This is a genomic window from Micrococcus sp. iso_239 (assembly GCF_056173395.1).
Genome location: NZ_CM149672.1, coordinates 2244527 through 2258664 on the forward strand (window position 1 = coordinate 2244527; position 14138 = coordinate 2258664).

At 69.0% G+C, this 14138-nt stretch carries 8 protein-coding genes and 2 pseudogenes; 6 read left to right on the plus strand and 4 right to left on the minus strand.

Annotated features, from left to right (window positions below; all coding sequences use genetic code 11):
• Nucleotides 1-102 precede the first annotated feature (102 nt).
• Nucleotides 103-2790 (minus strand): DUF3427 domain-containing protein, encoded by a 2688-nt coding sequence (locus AC0VX2_RS10435; RefSeq protein WP_240756421.1) that lies wholly within the window; start codon nucleotides 2788-2790, stop codon nucleotides 103-105.
• A gap of 152 nt (nucleotides 2791-2942) precedes the next feature.
• Here AC0VX2_RS10435 and AC0VX2_RS10440 point away from each other — a divergent pair, with 152 nt between their 5' ends.
• The 4 genes and pseudogenes from AC0VX2_RS10440 to AC0VX2_RS10455 form a co-directional block, all read left to right on the plus strand.
• Nucleotides 2943-3959: an IS481 family transposase gene (locus AC0VX2_RS10440; protein WP_475432582.1), complete on the plus strand. Its 1017-nt coding sequence runs from the start codon at nucleotides 2943-2945 to the stop codon at nucleotides 3957-3959.
• A gap of 98 nt (nucleotides 3960-4057) precedes the next feature.
• Nucleotides 4058-4771 (plus strand): annotated as a pseudogene (locus AC0VX2_RS10445) (IS256 family transposase); the annotation flags it as partial.
• An 82-nt stretch (nucleotides 4772-4853) separates the two neighbouring features.
• A protein-coding gene (locus AC0VX2_RS10450; RefSeq protein WP_122054391.1) for an IS3 family transposase occupies nucleotides 4854-6004 on the plus strand; the annotation gives its coding sequence in 2 pieces (ribosomal slippage) (nucleotides 4854-5124 and nucleotides 5124-6004; 1152 coding nt in all).
• A 12-nt stretch (nucleotides 6005-6016) separates the two neighbouring features.
• Nucleotides 6017-6556, plus strand: a pseudogene (locus tag AC0VX2_RS10455) (transposase); the annotation flags it as partial.
• A 524-nt stretch (nucleotides 6557-7080) separates the two neighbouring features.
• On the opposite strand, the gene AC0VX2_RS10460 reads toward AC0VX2_RS10455, so the two are convergent.
• A complete protein-coding gene (locus tag AC0VX2_RS10460; RefSeq protein WP_136940117.1) occupies nucleotides 7081-7995 on the minus strand; it encodes an LD-carboxypeptidase in 915 nt (304 codons plus the stop codon).
• 83 nt (nucleotides 7996-8078) lie between these two features.
• Complete coding sequence (locus AC0VX2_RS10465) at nucleotides 8079-9311, minus strand: AMP-binding protein (protein WP_240756417.1); 1233 nt, start codon at nucleotides 9309-9311, stop codon at nucleotides 8079-8081.
• A 250-nt stretch (nucleotides 9312-9561) separates the two neighbouring features.
• On the opposite strand from AC0VX2_RS10465, the gene AC0VX2_RS10470 reads away from it, so the two are divergent.
• Nucleotides 9562-10128, plus strand: a complete 567-nt coding sequence (locus AC0VX2_RS10470; RefSeq protein ID WP_010080071.1) for a DinB family protein — start codon at nucleotides 9562-9564, stop codon at nucleotides 10126-10128.
• A gap of 93 nt (nucleotides 10129-10221) precedes the next feature.
• Complete coding sequence (locus AC0VX2_RS10475) at nucleotides 10222-12753, plus strand: HAD-IC family P-type ATPase (RefSeq protein WP_101965955.1); 2532 nt, start codon at nucleotides 10222-10224, stop codon at nucleotides 12751-12753.
• A 10-nt stretch (nucleotides 12754-12763) separates the two neighbouring features.
• Here the strand turns inward: AC0VX2_RS10475 and AC0VX2_RS10480 are convergent, their stop codons facing one another.
• Complete coding sequence (locus tag AC0VX2_RS10480) at nucleotides 12764-14137, minus strand: MFS transporter (RefSeq protein WP_205800319.1); 1374 nt, start codon at nucleotides 14135-14137, stop codon at nucleotides 12764-12766.
• Nucleotide 14138: the final 1 nt, after the last annotated feature.

Consider the following 14138-nt stretch of genomic DNA (forward strand, 5'->3'; position numbering starts at 1 on the left):
CGACTCCCGGGCCGTTTCCGTTCGGGATCCGGACACCTCCGGAAAACTCGCGCCCGCGCCTATCGCGCACGACGACCGTCACACTCGACGCCCACTCCCTCCCTAGCTAGCGGCCCTCGCTTCCTGGTACGCCGAGGTAGGCATCTCGCGATCCAGTGCCCAAGTGATCTGCATCGGCCGTTCTGTGCCCGACCAATCCGCGAACTGCACCGTTCCCAGACACAGATAGGCAGCACCCTCTCCAATCGCATCCCTACCCGACCCTCGAACAAACATTAGGGTGTGCGACTCGCCGTGCTCCTTGCTGAGGTAGCGCTGGCCCGTGGGGGAGCGAGCGGTCGTGACGTTCTGACTCTCCCAGTGGAATGCGGACCGGCTGACGGCAAAGTCGCGGTACATCGTGCTGGGTGAGAACTGCCGAGCATCCTTTTTAAGGGTCACGAGGAGAGCATCGGTGTTGTAGTCCGGGGAGAAGGCCACGCCTTCCCGGTGACTCGACTGCGTGCGCTCCCACGATGAGATGTCCAGGCCGGCCAGAATCTCCGTCCGTCGATAGTGTGCATGGCTACGGAGGGCCGTCGGCTTCCCCAACCGCAGGTGCTCGGGAGCGGTCCGGGCGCTCGACACGACGACGTCGAGCAACTGGTCGACCTCCTCCACGAATGCGGGCAACCCCCGAACCCAGTCGAAAGCTTCGTCGAAATCGGAAAATGGGGCTGGCCCCGCCCCATGCAAGAGGGTGAAATACAGCATGCGCGCGTACTGCTGATCCTGCGGAGTCAGCTCTTCATAGCGTGTATTATTTGTGAGCAACCGGCGGTACGCATCGGCCCGCTCGGCATCGTCCACGTGGCGCAGCGTGATAGCACGGAGGGTCATCCCACGGTCGTCGGGAGTCATGATGACCCCGAGGTGGTTACCCATCGCGAGGTCTTTGACGGTACTCCAGCTCCGTCCCGATTTTCCTGGCCGGTACACGTCCTCCAGCCCACGGCCGGCCTCCTCGAGGTACCGCGCCAGCGCATAGTCGGCAAGTCCGACGCGCGCCGCAGTGGCGTGGTCCCGCACATCCCTGACTAGGTCCGACAGTTTCAAACCCACCTGATTCTTGAGATTGGCCAGGATGTTTTCCTCCGCCACCCGGTCCAACACGATCTGCGATCCCGGCGGGAGGTAGGGGAATCCTGCCTCAACGTCGTCGATCAACTGGCGCCGACCACTGCCCGTCAGCGCGCGCAGTTTGAGGTCGAAACGGAATTCTTTGCGCTGATGGCCCACAAAATCTAGCGCTGTCAGCACGCTCTTGGTGGGAGAGCGGCGGAGCCCTCGTCCGAGCTGCTGGAGGAAGATCGTGGCACTCTGCGTCGGTCGAAGAAAAAGGACCGTGTTGACCTCAGGGATGTCGAGCCCCTCATTGAACACATCGACGCCGAAGAGCACCTTCAGGGTCCCAGCACGGAGGTCTCTGAAGGCAGCGGCTCGTTCTTCTGACCCGGTGTCCCCCACCACCACGGCCGCCGGGACCTTCGCGCGGTTGAACACCTCGGCCATAAAGTGAGCATGGTCCACCGTGGCACAGAACCCCAGGGCCTTCATGGCATCGAGGTCAGATACCTTGTCGCTGAGCGCCGCCAGAATCTTCCGAGCACGGGCCTCGTCGCCGGTGTAGATCCGACCCAGTGCACCCACGTCGTACTGGCCATTACGCCATTCGATTCCTCGAAGGTCGACGTCGTCGTTCACGGCGAAGTAGTGGAAGGGCACAAGAATGTCCGCCTCAAGCGCGTCCCAGAGGCGCATTTCGGAGGCAATGCGTCCTTCAAACAGGTCCTTGACGTTGACCCCATCGGCGCGTTCCGGTGTCGCCGTCAGACCGAGGACCTCGCGTGGCCTGAGATGGCGGAGGAGTGCCTCGTAGGAACTCGCAGAGGCGTGATGAAACTCGTCGATGACGACGACATCGAACAGGTCCGGAGACAACGTGGCGACACCTAGCCGAGCCAAGGACTGAACGGACGCAAACACGTGCTTCCACTGCGACGGATGCTCTCCCCCGACGAACAGCTCCCCGAAGGTGCCGTCGTTCAAAATGGCGCGGTAGGTCTTCCGGGCCTGGCGCAAAATCTCTTCCCGGTGCGCCACAAAGAGAAGAGTTGGGGGCGAACCGGCACGCAGTGCCATGTCCCGGTAGTCAAGGCCAGCTATCACCGTCTTGCCCGTGCCGGTGGCCGCGACGAGCAGGTTGCGGTGATGACCACGCGCGCGCTCAGCGTTGAGGTCATCAAGCATCCTCGCCTGGTGCGGATACGGGTGTACGTCCAGACCGCTGAGGTCGATGCGGTCCCCGCGGTCTGTGAATGATCCCTGTCGCAGTTCGCGGTCGAGGCGCTCGGCGTCCCGCTCCGGGTCGTAGGGCTCAAACGCCGGGTCGGCCCAGTACGTGTCGAACGTGGCCTGGAACTTCCTGACTAGTGATGGAGTCGCGATGGAGGACAACCGGACATTCCACTCCAAACCGTCCAGCATCGCGGCCTTGGATAGGTTGGATGATCCAACGTAAGCCGTGCTCCAGCCACTCTCGCGGTGGAACAGCCATGCCTTTGCATGGAGGCGCGTCGAGGCGGTCGTATAGTTCACGCGCACCTCGCCGCCGAACTCACCCACGATGCGATCCAGTGCTGCCCGTTCGGTCGCCCCCACGTAGGTCGTCGTGATGACGCGGAACGGCACCTGGCGCTCAGCCAAAGAGGCCAACTGTTTCTCTAAAGTGCGCAGCCCGTGCCATTTCACGAACGCGCACAACAGATCGACGCGGTCGGCCGAGGCTAGTTGTTGTGGGTCATGAGGTTCTTGCCACGGGGTACGGGCTGAGATGAGACGAGTGGGCCTCTCCCGCAGGATGGAAGTTCCTACACCACCGACCTGCCCGAGAAGACCCACTCATGACTCACGCTAACGCACCCCTGACCCCCACTGGCCGACTCAGGATGGTCCACCGCCACCTGCACGACGGGATCCCGCAGGCACACGTGGCCGCCGAGTTCCGGGTGAGCCGGCCCACGGTGGCCACCTGGGTCGCCCGCTACCGCGCCCAGGGAGAAGCCGGCCTTCAGGACCTGCCCAGCCGGCCGCACCGTTCACCTGCCCAGCTCGATCCGGTCCTGGTCGCCCAGATCCACGCCCTGCGGCGGGAGCGCAAGTGGTCCGCACGGCGCATCCATCACCACCTCGTCTCCGAGGGCCACCGGGTGTGTCTTCGTACCGTGGGACGGTGGCTGCACCGACTCGGGATCTCCCGCCTACGGGACCTGACCCCGGCCGGAGAAGACCTGCGCCAACGACCCCAGAAGATCACCGCGAGAGGGCCGGGGCACATGGTGCACCTGGATGTGAAGAAGATCGGGAAGATCCCAGACGGGGGCGGTTGGCGCACCCACGGACGTGAAAGTGAAGCAGGCCGTGCTTCCAAGCGTGGTGCAGGCCGGCGGGTCGGCTACACCTACCTGCACTCGGCGATCGACGGGTTCACCCGGCTGGCCTACACCGAAGCGTTGGAGGACGAGCGGGCGGCCACGACCGTGAGCTTCTACTGCCGGGCGAGGGCGTTCTTCGCCGCCCACGGCATCACCGTGGACCGGGTGATCACGGACAACGGAAACAACTACCGGGCTGCGGACTTCACCGCGAAGGTGGTCTCGCTCGGGGGCCGGCATCACCGGATCCGGCCCTACACCCCGCGCCATAACGGGAAGGTGGAGAGGTACAACCGGCTGATGGTCGATGAGGTCATCTACGCCCGCCCCTACACCTCAGAGCAGGCTCGGCGTGAGGCCCTGGCGGTGTGGGTGAACCACTACAACTACCATCGGCCTCATACCTCCTGCGGGGACGCCCCGCCAACCTCGTTGGCACCGGCCCGAGTCAACAACGTCATAGTTGAGTCCCGGATAGTGGTGTAACCCTCCCCGGTGGCCACGACCATCTTCGAGACGGACGCGGTCACCGTGGGAGCCTTCGAGCGAACCTTCCACAGCACTCTCGAAAGGACATCACCACGATGACCGCTCCTCATATTGTCGACCCTGAACGGCTGCTGCGCGAAGCTCTCGGGGAGGCCTCTCCCGATCTGTTGCGCCACCTGCTGCAGACCGTGATCAACGCACTGCTCTCCGCCGACGCTGACGCGGTCTGCGGGGCCGAGTACGGCAAGCCCTCCGAACATCGGACAGCGCAGCGCAACGGCTACCGCCACCGACCCCTGGACACCCGCGCCGGCACGATCGATGTGGCCATCCCCAAACTCCGGGCCGGCACGTACTTCCCCGAATGGCTGCTCGAGCGCCGCAAACGGGCCGAGTCCGCACTGATCACCGTGGTCGCGGACTGCTACCTGGCCGGGGTCTCGACCCGGCGCATGGACAAGCTCGTACGGCAGCTCGGCATCGACTCGCTCTCGAAGTCCCAGGTCAGCCGGATGGCACAGGAGTTGGACGAGCACATCGAGGCTTTCCGCCACCGGCCTCTGGGCGAGGCCGGCCCGTTCGTGTTCCTCGCCGCCGACGCCCTGACCATGAAGGTGCGTGAGGGCGGGCGTGTGGTCAACGCGGTGGCCATGGTCGCCACCGGGGTCAACGCGGACGGGCGCCGCGAGGTCCTCGGGCTGAGGGTGGCCACCACGGAGTCCGGGGCGGGGTGGAACGAGTTCTTCGCGGATCTGGTGGCCCGGGGGCTGGCCGGGGTGGCACTGGTGACCTCGGACTCCCATCGCGGTGGGCTGACCCCGTTTCGTAGGTCCAGTCGTTATGAGAGTCGTCCTGTTGCCCGCGGTCGCGGGCAGGGAGACTGGTCAGATCATGACGAACAGCAGGAAGCGTCACACCCCCGAGCAGGTCGTCCGTAAGCTCGGGCAGGCCGACAGGATGCTCGCCGATGGTCAGGACGTCGCGGCGGTGTGCCGGGAGCTCGGGGTGTCCGAGCAGACGTACTACCGGTGGCGGAACCAGTACGGCGGCCTCAAGGCCGACGACGCAAAGCGCCTGAAGGAGCTGGAGAAGCAGAACGCGACCCTGAAGCGTCTGCTCGCGGAAGCGGAGCTGGAGAAGGCCGCGCTCAAGGAGCTGGCTGAGGGAAACTTCTAAGCCCGGACAGGCGCCGCGCCGCCGTCGATCACCTCAAGCGCAAGTTGCGGGTGAGCGAACGGATGGCGTGCCGTCTGGTCGGGCTGAGCCGCTCCGCGTACCGGCGACCGCTCAAGGGCGACACGGTCGCGGACCCGGATCGGGCGCTCAGGGAGTGGCTGCGCGCCTGGGCGAAGGACCATCCCCGCTACGGGTATCGGCGGGCGTATCACGACGCCCGCGCCGAGGGGTGGGTGGTGAACCACAAGAAGATCCAACGCCTGTGGCGTGACGAAGGGCTCCGGGTCCCGCAGCGGCGTCGACGCAAGCGCGTCGGGTCCTCGACCGTCGACGCGCCGACGGCGGACGCGCCGAACGTGGTGTGGGCGGTGGACTTCCAGTTCGACGCCGACGAGCACGGGCGACCGATCAAGATCTGCTCGATCGTCGACGAACACACCCGGGAGTGCATCGGCGGGCTCGTGGAGCGCTCGATTACCGCCGACCGACTCACCGCCCACCTCGAGGACCTCGTCGCCGCCCGGGGCGCCCCGGCGGTGCTCAGGTCGGACAACGGGCCGGAGTTCATCAGCGAGGCGGTGGCCGACTGGGCCGGCACCCGCACCGGCCTGTCCTACATCCCTCCGGGCTCGCCGTGGCGCAACGGGTACGTCGAGTCGTTCAACAGCCGGATCCGCGACGAGTGCCTCAACATCAACAGCTTCTACTCGCTGCTGCACGCACAGGTCATCATCGGCGACTGGAAGGACGAGTACAACCACCACCGCCGGCACTCCTCGCTCGGCTACCTAACCCCAGCCGAGTACGCTCGGCAGTGCACCCATCAAATGGAAACCGACGACTCACAGAACGTCCGGACCGAATGAAGGGGGCGGCTCAGCGGCCTCGTGGAAGCAGTGGCGGCGAACCTGCCCGGGGCCGTGTGGCAACGCTGCCGCACCCATTACGCGGCGAATCTGATGGCCGTGACCCCGAAGAGCATGTGGCCGGCGGTGAAGGCCATGCTGCACAGCGTGTATGACCAGCCCGACGGGCCGGCCGTGCACGCCCAGTTCGAGCGCCTGTTGGACTACGTGCAGGACAGGTTGCCCGCGGTGGCCGCCCACTTAGACGCCGCTCGACAGGACATCCTCGCGTTCACCTCGTTCCCGAGGGACGTGTGGTGCCAGATCTGGTCGAACAACCCCGCCGAGCGGCTGAACCGGGAGATCCGGCGCCGCACGGACTCGGTGGGGATCTTCCCGAACCGGGATGCCGTGGTGCGCCTGGTCGGGGCCGTGCTGGCCGAGCAGACAGATGAATGGGCCGAAGGCCGCCGGTATCTCGGCCTGGAACTGCTCGCCCGGTGCCGTGAGCCCCTGACCACGGAGCAAGAGACCGTGATGAGCACGGAGGTGATGCCGACCCTGCAGACCTGACAGGTACAAGCCCCCTACAACCTCGAAGACGGTTACACCACTTCCAGGGACTTGACCCAACGTCATGCCCTCCTACAGCTAGTTCGTCGCGAATCTCAGCGCCGATGCTGGGTTCCCCCACCGCGTTCGTCAGCAAGGCAACCTCGGAGAGAGGCGTCGCCGGCCGGGCCAGTCGCTCCTTGACGGGCGATGCGGCAGGTCGGATCTCCTGGAGCGTCCGCAGTCGTCCCGGTCGTCCGGGCTCTGAGACCGGAAGATCAGGCGCATAGTCCGCCCCCAAGGCTGCGATGACGCGTTGTACCAGCTCGACCTGCTTCTCCGGCGTTTTCGCCTGCGTCAGCGCATGCCGAAGCAGACCGCCGACATGAACGGCAAGTTGATGGGGCAAAGCAGTGTCACTGAGTGGTTCAAACCCCGGCTCGAGATTCTGCGCGGCGGCCAGCTGCTGCCGCACGTGCAGGGTTTCTACCTGCTCATATGTTCCCGCGGGCAGCCTAAGAAGACGCCCTGCGACCGCTTCGTCGTTAGTGCTCACGGTGCTGATTCTGACACCCCACCCGGGCACGTGGAGGAGTTCCCAAAGACGACCGATGAGTACTGCCCAGTGGCCTGCGCCGCCGCGCGCGCTCGACCGCGCCGCGCGGCACCTCGAAGGAGCTCGTCGGCGGCCGGGCCGCCAGCACGGCGTGCACAGCGCGTTCCCCCAGGATGCGCAGCATCCGACGCACCTCCCCGACCCACGGCAGCACCTCGAGGCAGCCGCCCCACGTCCGGCCAGTCACGGCACGCCGCGGCCCGGCCCAGCGCCACGGTGAGGCGCCAGCGCCGACGCCGTGCGCGCCGTCGTCGTGCGGGCCCGGCACCGGCTCGCGCGTCCCGAACTCGGTGAGCGCCCGCGGGTCCAGCCAGTCGACGCCGTGGTCCTCCGACTCCCCCGGCTCCGTGATCTCCAGCCGCCCTCCCGTCAGCAGGGCGGCCCGCAGGGACGCGGCGTGCACCTCATCCACAGCCGGTCCCGGCCCCAGGTGCACCTGGGTGGAGCCTCCGTAGAAGCTCGCCACGCCGTTCGCCCACAGCCACTGGTGGAGGTTGGTGTTGTCGCTGTAGCCGAGGAACGGCTTGGGGTCCGCGCGCACTGCGTCCGCGTCCAGGTGGCCGATCACGGTGATCTGGTCCTCCCCGCCCACCGTGGCGATCACCGCACGGATCTCCGGGTCCGCGAACGCCGCGTTCAGGTCCCGCGCCCGGTCCTTGGCGCTCGCCCCGAGCTGCCGGGTGGTGGGGTACTCGACCGGCACCAGTCCGGTCACCTCGGCCAGGCGGCGCATCGCCTGCTCGTGCATCGCGGGCGCGAAGCCGGGAGCCGCGAACGACGGCGAGACGACGGCGATCCTGTCGCCCGGCTGGGCCTTGGGCGGGTGGACGAGCGGCTGAGTCATACCGGGAGCGTAGCGAGAGGCCACCTGTCCGTCGTTCCTCTCACTCAGACCAGACGACCCGCGCCCAGACCGCCCGGCGCCCCTCACCCCTGACGCAGCTCGCGGCGCAGGATCTTGCCCGTGGCGTTCTTCGGCAGCCCGTCCAGGACGGTCACCTCCCGCGGCCGCTTGTAGCGGGCCAGCCGCTCGGCCGCGAACGCCCGGAGCTCCTCCCCCGTGACGGCGCTGCCCGGGGCCAGCGAGACGAAGGCGGCGATCTCTTCGCCCAGCCGCTCGTCCGGCACACCCACCACGGCGGCCTCGACCACGTCCGGGTGCTCGTAGAGGACCTCCTCCACCTCGCGGGGGTACACGTTCATGCCGCCGCGGATGATCACGTCCTTGAGCCGGTCCACGATCATCACGTACCCGGCCTCGTCCCGGCGGGCGATGTCCCCGGTGCGGAACCAGCCGTCCTCGTCGAACGCCGCCTCCGTGTCCTCCGGGCGGCCCCAGTAGCCGGCCATGATGCCCTCGCCCCGGATGCGCAGCTCACCGGAGGCCTCGAGGTCCTCCTCGGGCACCTCGGCGCCGTCCATCGCGACGATCCGGAACTCGAAGCCGTCCACCGGCCGGCCCACGGTGCCCGGACGGGTCGGCGCGTCCACGGGGTTGAAGAAGCACGCGCCCGCGTTCTCGGACAGCCCGTAGCCCTCGAACACGGGCACGCCGTACAGCTTCTCCGCCGCGCGCAGCGTCTCCACCGGCAGGCTCGCACCGCCGGAGAGGGGCATGCGCAGCCTCGAGAAGTCCGCCGCCTCGAACCGCGGCATCAGGGACAGGGCGGACCCGGCGAACACCGCCCCGTTGAGCACCACCGAAAGCCCGAACACGTGGAACATCGGCAGCGCCGCGAACACGACGTCGTCCGGGCCGAGCCGGCCCAGGCCGGTCGCCGTCGCCATGGCGTTGGAACGCAGGTTCGTGTGCGTCAGCCGGGCACCCTTGGGCCGCCCCGTAGTGCCCGAGGTGTAGAGCAGGACGGCGTCGTCGTCGGGGTCCCGCAGGGTGATCTCCGTGACCGGGGCGATGCCCTCGGCGGCGCACTCCCGCCCGACCGCTTCGAGGTCCAGGGTGACCACCTCGACGTCGACGTTCCCGGCCGCCTCGTCCACGGCCGGCAGCCCGGGCATGGCCCAGAGCATGCGCGCCCCGGAGTCCTCGAGGAAGTACTCCAGCTCACGGGCGGTGAACAGCGGGTTGAGCGGCACCATCACCGCGCCCAGACGCATGAGCGCCTCGTAGACCGCCACGAAGGCCGGGACGTTGGGCAACATCTGGCACCGGATCGCCTCCGACCGCGAGAACGTCGTGCATCTCGTCCGGCAGGCCGACGACGCCGGCCCGCCCGTTCCGGGAACGCCTGCGCTCGGTATGGGCGCACTTTGCAGGCTCAGAGCGACCGCACGCGTTCCAGGTCCGCCGGCGCTCACCCCGCGAGCTCACCCCGCCCGCTCCCGGGCGCCCCCGCCCCCGGACGCGCCGTTTCCCGAACGAAAACGCGAGGTGGGGCGTAGCCTGGCCGCCATGACCACCGTGTTCTACGACGACCAGGGCCGCCCCGAGCCGCCCTTCGCCGCGGGCGAGGCCGCCACCCTGCTGGGCTTCCTCGACTTCCTGCGCGCCACGATCGAGTGGAAGACGGCGGACCTGGACACGGCCGCGCTGCACCGCCGGCTGCCGGGCCACCCGTCCGCGATGACGCTCGGCGGCCTGCTCAAGCACCTCGCGTTCGTCGAGTTCTGGTGGTTCGAGGCCGTCGCCCTCGGCGAGCCCACCTCGGCGCCCTGGGTGGGCGCGGACTTCGACGCCGACCCCGACTGGGACTGGCACAGCGCGGCGCAGGACTCCGCGGCGGACCTGCGCGCCCTGTGGCAGGGCCAGGTGGAGCGGTCCCGGCAGATCGTGGTGGACCTGCTGGCGGCGGACGGCGACGACGGCGCCGCGGCCCTGGCCCGCGCCCACCGGATCCGGGAGGGGCGGGACCCGGTCTCGCTGCGGTGGATCCTCACCCACATGATCGAGGAGTACGGCCGCCACGCCGGCCACGCCGACCTGCTGCGCGAGGGCATCGACGGCCAGACCGGCGAGTGAGCCCGCCCCACCCGCAGTCCCGCCTGCGGTCGCACCCGGGTTCATCCCCTCGTCGGATGCCCGGCCCCACGCCGGCTGGGTAGATTCTGTGCCATGGCCTCCCCCTCCCCTGCGTCCGCGCACCCGTCCGCCCCCGAGAGCGGGACGGGCCTGGGGTTCACCGGCGCGGCGGGGATCACCGGGCTCACCGCCGCCGAGGTCGCCGAGCGGGAGGCCGCGGGCCTGGTCAACGTCCAGTCGCGGGACACGTCCCGCTCGCTGGGTCAGATCCTGCGCGTGCACGTGTTCACGCTGTTCAACCTGGCGATCGCGCTGTGCGCCGTCGTCGTGATCCTGATGGGCCGCTGGCTGGACCTGCTGTTCTCGCTGGCGGCCGTCGCCAACGTGGTGATCGGCGTGGTCCAGGAGTACTCGGCCAAGCGGAAGCTGGACCGGATCGCGCTGCTGCACCAGGACGACGTCGTCGTCATCCGGGACGGGGCGCGCGTGCCCCTGCCGATGGCGCAGATCGTGCGGGATGACGTCGTGGTGCTGCGCCGCGGCGACCAGGTGCCCGTGGACGGCGAGGTCCTCGTCTCGGACGGCCTGGACATGGACGAGGCGCTGCTCACCGGGGAGAACGACCCCGTGCCCAAGACCCCCGGGGACGCCGTCCTCTCGGGCTCGGCCGTCGTGGCCGGCGCGGGCCTGGTGCGCGCGACGGCGGTGGGCTCGGCCTCGCACGCGGCCCGGCTCAGCGCCGAGGCCCGCCGCTACTCCGCCATCCGCTCGGAGCTGCGCGGCGCCCTGGAGAAGGTGGCCCGCTGGCTGACGATCGCCCTGGTGCCGATCATCGCGGTGATCGTGCACGGCCAGATGACGGCGGTCGGCGGCTGGGCCCTCGCCCTCTCCCAGCCGCGCGAGGCCGCCCTGGAGCCCGCGTTGATCGCGTCCGTGGCGGCGGTGACCAGCATGATCCCGCAGGGCCTGGCGCTCATGACGACCATCGCGTTCGCCGTGGCCGCGCTCAAGCTGGCCCAGCAGGAGGTCCTCATCCAGGAGCAGCCCGCCGTGGAGGTCCTGGCCCGCGTGGACACCGTCTGCCTGGACAAGACCGGCACCCTCACCGAGGGCGGCGTCCGGTTCGACCGGCTCACCGCGCCCGCCTCGGTGGATGCGTCCCCGGGCGCCCACGACGACGGCGCCCCGGCCGAGGTCGGCGACGGGGCTCGGGCCGTGCTCGCCTGGTTCGGCGCGGACCCGGACGTGAACCCCACCGCGGCGGCCCTGCGCGAGCCCTTCACGGCCGTCCCGGCCGTGGACCCCGCGGCCCAGGTGGCGTTCTCCTCCGCACGCCGGTGGTCGGCGGTCGCGTTCGGCCCCGAGGCTGGGGCCGCGGCCGGCACGTGGCTGCTCGGCGCACCCGAGGCCCTCGTGGACGAGCGGCTCCTCGGCCCCGACGCCGCCGAGGCCGTCCGCGCCCAGGTCCACGCCGACGCGGACGCCGGCCGCCGCGTGCTGCTGCTGGCCCGCACGGACGAGCCCCTGATCGGGGATGCGCTGCCCGGCGGAGGCGTCCCGGTCGCCGTCGTGACGTTCCGCGAGAACGTGCGCCCGGACGCCGCCGAGACCCTCGACTACTTCCACGCGCAGGGCGTGCGGACCGTGGTGATCTCCGGGGACAACCCGCGCACCGTGGCCGCCGTGGCCCGCGAGGTGGGCCTCGAGGTGACGGGTCAGGCCTATGACGGGCGCACCCTGCCGGACGAGCCCGGGGAGCTCGCCGACGTGATGGCGGAGCACAGCGTGTTCGGCCGCGTCAGCCCGGACCAGAAGAAGGCGATGGTGCAGGCGCTGCAGTCGCGCGGGCACGTGGTGGCCATGACCGGCGACGGCGTGAACGACGCCCTGGCCCTGAAGACCGCGGACCTGGGCATCGCCATGGGCAACGCGGCCCCGGCCACCAAGGCGGTGTCCCGGATGGTGCTGCTGGACGGGCGCTTCGACCGCCTGCCGCGCGTGCTCGGCGAGGGCCGCCAGGTGATCGCGAACATGGAGCGGCTCGCGCACATCTACCTGACGAAGACGACGTACGCGCTGCTGTTCGGCGTGGTGTTCTCCCTGTTCGCGTGGCAGTTCCCGCTGCTGCCGCGGCAGGCCTCCACGGTGGACTTCATCATGATCGGCGCGCCCACGTTCTTCCTCGCGCTGCTGCCGAACCCGCGCCGCTACGTGCCCGGGTTCCTGGGGCGGGCGCTGCGGTTCGCGATCCCCTCCGGCGCGGTGATCCTGCTGTCCATGGTGGCGTTGCAGACGTACGTGCGCCTCACCGCCGGCGACGTCGACCTGGCCCGCCAGCAGGCCGCGTTCATGATCACCCTGACCCTGCTGGGCCTGTGGGTGCTCAGCGTGATGTCCCGGCCGCTGAGCGCGCGCGTGGTGGTCCTCATCCTGGCGATGTACGCGGTGCTGGCCGCCGTCGTGCTGGTGCCGGCCTCCCGCTGGTACCACCAGATGGAGGTCCCGCCCACGGACGTGCTCGTGGCCGCGCTGGTGGTCGCCGCGCTCGGGTGCGGACTGATCGAGGTCATCCACCAGGTGCACCGCCGCTACGTGGCGCGGGTGCTGGCCGCCGCGGGGGCCTGAAGCGGCGGGGTCAGTGTCCGCTCCGGCGCCCGCCGAAGATCGTCGCCCCCCTCTCCTGTTCCACCTGATTGCCGACGCCGAGGTCGATCCCCGGCCGATCCCGCACCAGAGTGACGGCCACGAAAGACACGGTGATCACACACATCAGATAGACCGAGACGGACAGGGACGTCCCGGTCGCGGTGAGGAGCCACTGAGCAATGGTCGGGGCAAACGCACCGCCGAGGATCGCTCCAAGGGCGTAGGCGATCGACACCCCGGAGAACCGAACCGACGCAGGGAACAACTCTGCGTACAGCGCAGATTGCGGCCCGTAGGTCAAGCCGGTACCGATGCATACCGCAATCAGCGCGAGGTACAGGTTGGGCAGCTGGCCCGTGTCGATGAGCAGAAAGAACGGGACTGCCACCAGGAAGAGCCAGACGTACCCGATCTGGTAGATCCGGCGACGACCGACTCGGTCCGAGATCCAGCCCGCGAAGATCGTCGAGACCAGCCATACACCCGAGGCGCACGTCATGGCGAGCAGCACCTCGGTGCGCTCCAGTCCGACATTCGGACCCGTCGCATATGCCGGGATGAAGCCCCCCGTGGACATGTACCCCATCGCGTTGTTCCCGACGAAGACGAGCGCGGCGAGGATCACCAGCGGGCCATGCTTCCGGAAAAGCTCCGGGATCGGAGCGCTCTGCTCCTCGCGTTGGGCCGCCATCTCGTTGAACACCGGCGACTCGTCCACGGCACGGCGGATGAGATGCCCGACCACGATCAGGACGACCGAGAGCAGGAAGGGCACCCGCCAGCCCCACTCCATGAACGCATCGCCCGGCGTGATGACGCCGGTCATGAGGGCGGTCACGGCGGTGGCGAGAAGCATGCCGAGGGGGACGCCCGCCTGCGGCATCGCTCCGGCGAGCCCTCGGCGGTGGCGCGGGGCGTGCTCGACCGCCATCAGCACGGCGCCGCCCCATTCACCTCCCGCGGAGACGCCTTGCACGATGCGTAGCACTAGCAGCATCACGGGGGCGGCGAGGCCCACCTCGTCATAGGTGGGGAGCAGTCCGATGAGTGTGGTGGCCGACCCCATGCCCACGAGGGTCACGATCAGGACCCTCTTCCGACCCACCCGGTCCCCGAAGTGGCCGGCCAGGAAAGCCCCCAGCGGCCGGAACAGGAATGAGATCCCCACGGAGGCGAACGTGATGATCAGGGCCAGGGACTCGCCCGCCGGTTCGAAGAACAGCTGGGAGAAGACCAAGCCCGCGATCGTGGCGTAAATGAAGAAGTCATACCACTCGATCGTCGTACCGATGAGTGTCGCGGCCGCCACCCGCCGTTGGTTCACGGCGTGGGTGCGCGTCATGGTCGGGGGTGTCGTGGTCATG

Coding starts and splice junctions, on each gene's coding strand:
- AC0VX2_RS10460 (WP_136940117.1), bottom strand. CDS start 7,995: ATGACTCAGCCGCTCGTCCACCCGCCCAAGGCCCAGCCGGGCGACAGG.
- AC0VX2_RS10465 (WP_240756417.1), bottom strand. CDS start 9,311: ATGTTGCCCAACGTCCCGGCCTTCGTGGCGGTCTACGAGGCGCTCATG.
- AC0VX2_RS10480 (WP_205800319.1), bottom strand. CDS start 14,137: ATGACCACGACACCCCCGACCATGACGCGCACCCACGCCGTGAACCAA.
- AC0VX2_RS10440 (WP_475432582.1), top strand. CDS start 2,943: ATGACTCACGCTAACGCACCCCTGACCCCCACTGGCCGACTCAGGATG.
- AC0VX2_RS10475 (WP_101965955.1), top strand. CDS start 10,222: ATGGCCTCCCCCTCCCCTGCGTCCGCGCACCCGTCCGCCCCCGAGAGC.
- AC0VX2_RS10470 (WP_010080071.1), top strand. CDS start 9,562: ATGACCACCGTGTTCTACGACGACCAGGGCCGCCCCGAGCCGCCCTTC.